This window comes from Flavobacterium salmonis (assembly GCF_903819435.1).
Lineage (GTDB): Bacteria > Bacteroidota > Bacteroidia > Flavobacteriales > Flavobacteriaceae > Flavobacterium > Flavobacterium chungangense.
Window position 1 is genome coordinate 1 of the sequence record NZ_CAIJDP010000081.1, and the last position, 5,724, is coordinate 5,724.

The window sequence follows — 5,724 nt, forward strand, 5'->3', positions numbered from 1 at the left end:
CAGCTCTGTGTCGGCAATAAGTTCGGAGTTGTTCAGTTTGTAAATCCGGCAAAAAACTTCCAGATAATAGACCGATGGAATGTAATTTTTGTATCCATTGGCAGTCTTGTACATCGGTTTTCTTTCCTTTGATGTTTTTGGTAAATTTTCCATTGCACAATATCACTTGAAAACCATCGCTGAGCAAAACAGCATATAATGCTTGCCAATAAGTGCCTGTACTTTCCATTGCTACGGTTTGGATGCCATTTTCTTTAAGCCAATTTGATATTACTTTGAGGTCGTCATTATAAACACCAAACTCTCTTACGTGTTCTTCTTTTTGACCAACAGCTACAAAATGACTCCTGCTACCGATGTCTATTCCTGCAGCTTTAGGATTGACAATCTCCATCGAAATTTGATTTTGTTCTTTCATTCTGATTCTGAACATTTAAATTTAAAAAAATACTCAAAGAGGAAGTTCTTTCGGATAAATAGAATATTCTAATCGGGGTTACAAAAAATTGTACCACCACTGGAGGTATCACACACTTCCCAACCAGGATTACACTCGTGCTATTATGCAACAGTTTACAAATCGGCCTTGCAATGAGTGTAGCTAATTTATGGATTTTTTTTATGCAATGGCCGTTAGCTTCGGGAGGTAAGGCACGCGGACTATGGGGGATTACCGCCAACGTTTGGCCGCTTGGCGATGTGGCGGATTAAGGAAGCCTTAACTTTCGGTTAAACACTAATTTTACAAGTGCAAAACCAACTTTAAATTAAGCCTAAACCCGCCATATTGCCAAACGGCGGTTATGTGCTGTTTATTTGGATAGATTAAGTTTAATTTTTTGAATCATGATTCTATTTTCTTTATACGGATAAATATTTATTGCATTTTTCCATATGTTTTTTTCTTTTATGAGAATTGTTTCGTTTCCTAATTCAAGCCATAATTCGAATTCGACATAATTATCATTTGCTTTTAGAACATTTACTAAATATTGATTTGGTTTTTCAGTTTCAATAATTTCAACCTCAGCATTATTAGGTTTTAGATCAATGTCATTGTTATAAAGTTTGGAAGTTTTATAATCAGTTAAATAAGTAAATAATATTTTTTTTTCATTTATTTTTAATGTTGGAAATTCTTTAAATTCTGGATACCAACTTTTCAAAATAAAATTAGGTTTTTTATTTAAACGAATTATGTCTTGTCCATATAAATTAAAAAATGTTATTAGAGAAAATGTTAAAAGAAGAATATTTTTCATGATTGTTGGTTAAATAGCATATAACGTTTCGCAGCTTGCAGAAGTGGCGGATTAAGGAAACCTAAACTTTCGGTTAAACACTGACTTTGCAAGTACAAAACCAGCTTTAAATTAAGCCCAAAACCCGCCATTTCTGCAAACTGCTGTTAGCCGTTCGGTTTTTTATCCTTCACTAACTTTTATATTTGTTACTTTTTTTTCTGTGTTTATTTCTATTTTTAAATTTCCTGTATTTATTCCGTTTCCTGTGTAACCTAAACTATAATATAATTCAGTTTTACTTTCATTGTCTGGTTTGCCTAAAATCGTTATAATTTCTTCATACGATTTTCCAATAAGTTCTTTTTCATTTCTCAAACTATTCATCATATCCCAGCGAATGCTCCAATTTTCTTCTAAATTTTGGTCAGCATTTTTCCATTTTTTAGAGTTAAATTTCTCATGCGTAAACTGTCCACATAAACAAATACATAAAAGGATTATGGTACCAAATATTAATGTAATAAGTTTAATATTTTTTTTCATTTATTTTTGTTTATAAAGTTCAGTTTATAAATGTCAATAATTGAAAAAATAGAAATTGCCAGCAATGTAAAAAAAGCAAAATTAAGCATTGAGTCAAGTTTAATTAATTCCATAAAAATGCAAATCAACCAATTAATAAAAAGATTTGCACCAAGTATTGCAGAAAAAATATAAAGAAAATGAGTTTTTATTGGATTTGTCTTTTTTCTTAAGTGGAAAAACAATCTAATTCCCAGTAAAATAATCCCAAGTCCAACAGAAAAAATTATTAGTCTAAAAAAATTCATTAATATTCCTAATCCACGAAACATTGCAGGATTTTCTGTGAAATAGTCATAAAACAGATATAGAGTAATGAAATTAATTACTATTAGACTAATTGCAGAATATTTATACACTTTCTCTTTCATACATTTTTTCTTTAGGATTTCTTTTGCTCGAAACTGACGGCTAACGTCCCCGCGCCTCTAGCTGTTTGCAGCTTATGAAACAGAGTATTTTCGGCTAAACGAAAATAGGAATTAAAAACGATAATTCCACTAAAGTTGCAAATAGCTAGAGACGTATGTTGTGCGAGGTTGCGACACGTAAAGTGAGCAAGTTCTGAAAATCGACAACAGTTCGGTTATGCGGTTTCAATGTTATTTTCTGCTTTCAGATTTCGATTTTCCAGGTTCCAATTTTTCGGCTTTAGTTTGTTAAAATCCAGCTTTAAAGTTCTGATTTTCAGATTCAAAATTTTCAAATTTCGGTTCGTCAAAATCTAGCTTTCAAGTTTCTGCTTTTTAGATTCCAATTTTCCGCTTTCCAATATTTAGTTTTCCAATTTCGGCTCTCAATTAGTTTTCGGTTTTCCGCTTTCCAATTTGGGAGCAATCACGCACAACGTCCCCGCGCTACAAGCAGTTTGGGACTAAATTAAGCCCATTATTCGGATTTGCCAAATCTTCCAAATACAAAACCAACTTCAAATTAAGCCTAAAACCCAAATTGCTTGTAGCGTGTGTTATAGGGCGTTTTTCTTTTTTGCCGTTGTTTCAACTGTCCAATCGAATTGTAGGGCATTAAGTTTGATAATTCTTTCTTGTGTCAATATGTTTCGTTTAAAGCCTCGTCTTTGCAACCCAACCCAAGTATGAAGTTCTTTATCAAATGTCTTGGTTACTCGACAATCACCATATACGGCTTTATATTCTGTAATCAATTCATAAAAGATATTCCATCTTGCTTCTTTTGTGTCTTCTTTTGACATTCTTAATCCTAATTCTTCTAAAAGTTTGTCTTGTTCTTCACTTAGTTTACTGTCTCTGTAGCGCTTTTGTTGATTGAATATCCAGTTTCCAATTTTAGGATGCTCCTTATTGTATTTGTCAATTTCATTAATGTTAATACCGTTTTCTTTAAGTTTTTTGAGTTGTTCAAAGTTTTGTCGCCAATCTATTGTAATATGACTTCTCTTATTGCTTGTTTCCTGTGCTTCTGAACGAAGTATCACATCGGTCATTCCAATCTTTTCAAGCTTTTTTTTGTTTTCAGGTTTTGTTCCGCGTTTTTTAAGCGTGTAAACAAATTGTCCCAAAGAAATTCCGTCAATGGTATAACTCAATGGCACGTTAAAATTCCCAAAAGCTTCTTTATATTTTAAAAGTTTTTCAATCTTTATATTGAAATCGTATTCATCTAAATCCCAAATAATTCCTTCTGCATCTAAAAGTTCGATTCTGTCGGGAGATAATACACCTTGTTTTCTATAAACTGCTTGGTCATTTCGCCATTTTCCTAGTTTGTATTCTTCTGAGTTTCTTTTTTGTTTTGGCTCTCTATCGTATTTTCTTTTGAACTCTGAATATTTAGCTAAATTGTCTAACCATTGGTCATCGTGTTTAATTGTTAGTCCTGCATTTCTAGGACCAACTTCCCAACTAAAATTAATTTCTTCTAATTTTTTTATTCGGTATTCAGTCATTCGCTGGTCACCTTTTTTCTTAAAGTGTCGTTGCATAGCAACAAAATTTGAAACTTTGTATAAAGCGTCGTTCCTGTCTTTTCTTCTTGGAATGTCTGAATGTCCGTTTTCTTGAAAGTATTGTTTAAGGTCTTCATAATAACCTTCCCAAATTTTATCAAATCGTATTTTATGTCCATCGCCGAAAAAGAAATCTACTTCAATTAATTTTTCTAAATGTTCTTCTGGAATTCTTTCTTCTCTGTAAAGAGCTTTTTGCTTTACATACCAACCATAAAGAGTTGGGTTTTCAAAATCTCTAGGAACAATAACAGTATTGTATTTTGATTTAAATTCTTTGAATTTTTGAAATATTTCTGGCCACATTGCAAAATAGTGTTCGGTTAAAGCAATGTATCTTGGCTGATAATCTTTAATTTCCGTTTCGCTATCAACTGTGTCAAGTTCTTCTAAATCAACTGAGGATGCTTCAATAGCTGTAAAAAGGTCATTACCTTGGTCGTCTGTGACATTGGTCTTTTCCTTTTCTTCTTCGTCTTTGTAAATTCTTTTTTCAGGTAAAATTAATTCCCTGTCGGTTAAATACTTTATTAATTCTGCGTCAAGTTTTCTGAGATTTTGATTGTTTTTGCCAAAAAATGAGGCAAAATAGTCTTCAATTTGTTTCAAAAGTTTTGTACCTTGAAAGTTACCTGTAACAAAATCCATAGCCAATGACGCTTCGATGTTATTAAAAAGCCCCGGGCGAGTTAAGTTGGAAGAACCTAAAATTACTCTATTCGCTTTAGCACCCCGAAACATATAAAGTTTAGGGTGATAAATTGCTCTTGTTCGTTTAGTAGGGTTATAGTATATATAAGTTTCGATGTTTTTATTGAGTAGTTCGAGTAATGCTTCTCTTGAAGTCCCTTTGTCGTCAATACCTAGATAAAATTCGATTTTTTTGTAACGAGTTTTTACTTTTTCAAGTTCATCAATGAAAACAGAAAGTCCTGACAAAGTTGTAAAGGCAACAAAACATTGAAAAGTGTCAAAATTTTTATCTTTAAAAGATTTGTGCAGATAGTTTCCTACTGTCGTGTCATGTTCGTCAAAAAGTCCGTGTCCAAGGAATTCAAATTTCATCGCTATTTCAGTTTTTAAAATGCCCTATAACGTTCCCGCGCTACACGCAGGCTGGGATTAAAGATGCGTATTCTTTCGGTTAAAAACAAATGTATCAAATACAAACTATTTTCAAATTAAACCAATTGCCCAGCTTGCTTGTAGCGTGTGTTAGCAGTTGTAGCATTAGTTCTCTTCGTACGTTGACATTCTGCCAGTACTTTTGTCATACAAATAAAGATTTCCAAAATAACAACCTACAAAGTAAAATTTGTGAGTTCTGTTTTCTGCAACTTTTGGCCAAAATTCGGCATTTTTATATTCCTTGAATGTTATTTCACTACTATTAATTTCAAAGTCTTGATTATAATTAATTGGATCTCCTAACACAGTTCCACTTTTCCACAAAAATAGGTTTTCAGCTCTGTCTTTCATCCATAAATTTCTGTCAATTATTATGAAGATAATCAAGACAACAACTAAATATAGTATTTGTTTTCGCTTTTTCAATTAAGATTTTTTAAAATTACTATTATTAACGAAACTATTATTGCCATCATAATAAATGGAACTCTAATTACATTCAGTTTATCATAAGAATTCATTTCGGAAAAATTCTTCCAATCATTTCTATTATACCAACTATAAATGCTTAAAATTATAATAGAGATAGCTAAATAAGCATAATATTTTTCCACTTGGATAATTGATTATAATTAAGATTCTTTTCTGTTTTCTTTTTCTGTCGCTTTGGAAGCTATAACTGCTAACGTTCCTGCGCCTCTAGCTGTTTGCAGCTTATGGAACAGAGTATTTTCGGCTAAACGAAAATAGGAATTAAAAACGATAATTCCACTAAAGTTGCAA

At 32.0% G+C, this 5,724-nt stretch carries 6 protein-coding genes; all 6 read right to left on the bottom strand.

All coding sequences use genetic code 11. The features are described 5' to 3' along the window. Positions 1 to 418, bottom strand: a 418-nt coding sequence (locus FLACHUCJ7_RS18020) for an IS110 family transposase (protein ID WP_180909896.1), incomplete at its 3' end; no start/stop codon positions are given. Positions 419 to 812: 394 nt separating this feature from the next. Further along, a complete protein-coding gene (locus FLACHUCJ7_RS18025; RefSeq protein ID WP_180909897.1) occupies positions 813 to 1,262 on the bottom strand; it encodes a hypothetical protein in 450 nt (149 codons plus the stop codon). A 162-nt stretch (positions 1,263 to 1,424) separates the two neighbouring features. Continuing rightward, positions 1,425 to 1,787 carry a hypothetical protein gene (locus tag FLACHUCJ7_RS18030; protein ID WP_180909898.1) on the bottom strand — a complete coding sequence of 121 codons (363 nt, stop codon included), beginning with the start codon at positions 1,785 to 1,787 and terminating at the stop codon, positions 1,425 to 1,427. Next, positions 1,784 to 2,197 carry a hypothetical protein gene (locus FLACHUCJ7_RS18035; RefSeq protein ID WP_180909899.1) on the bottom strand — a complete coding sequence of 138 codons (414 nt, stop codon included), beginning with the start codon at positions 2,195 to 2,197 and terminating at the stop codon, positions 1,784 to 1,786. The genes FLACHUCJ7_RS18030 and FLACHUCJ7_RS18035 overlap by 4 nt, the downstream gene beginning before the upstream one ends. 596 nt (positions 2,198 to 2,793) lie before the next feature. Continuing rightward, positions 2,794 to 4,878: a Helicase associated domain protein gene (locus tag FLACHUCJ7_RS18040; protein ID WP_180909900.1), complete on the bottom strand. Its 2,085-nt coding sequence runs from the start codon at positions 4,876 to 4,878 to the stop codon at positions 2,794 to 2,796. A 165-nt stretch (positions 4,879 to 5,043) separates the two neighbouring features. After that, positions 5,044 to 5,367 (bottom strand): hypothetical protein, encoded by a 324-nt coding sequence (locus FLACHUCJ7_RS18045; protein ID WP_180909901.1) that lies wholly within the window; start codon positions 5,365 to 5,367, stop codon positions 5,044 to 5,046. Positions 5,368 to 5,724: the final 357 nt, after the last annotated feature.

Excerpts from the sequence above, each read along its gene's own strand:
- FLACHUCJ7_RS18025 (WP_180909897.1), bottom strand. The coding sequence starts at position 1,262 with ATGAAAAATATTCTTCTTTTAACATTTTCTCTAATAACATTTTTTAAT.
- FLACHUCJ7_RS18030 (WP_180909898.1), bottom strand. The coding sequence starts at position 1,787 with ATGAAAAAAAATATTAAACTTATTACATTAATATTTGGTACCATAATC.
- FLACHUCJ7_RS18035 (WP_180909899.1), bottom strand. The coding sequence starts at position 2,197 with ATGAAAGAGAAAGTGTATAAATATTCTGCAATTAGTCTAATAGTAATT.
- FLACHUCJ7_RS18040 (WP_180909900.1), bottom strand. The coding sequence starts at position 4,878 with ATGAAATTTGAATTCCTTGGACACGGACTTTTTGACGAACATGACACG.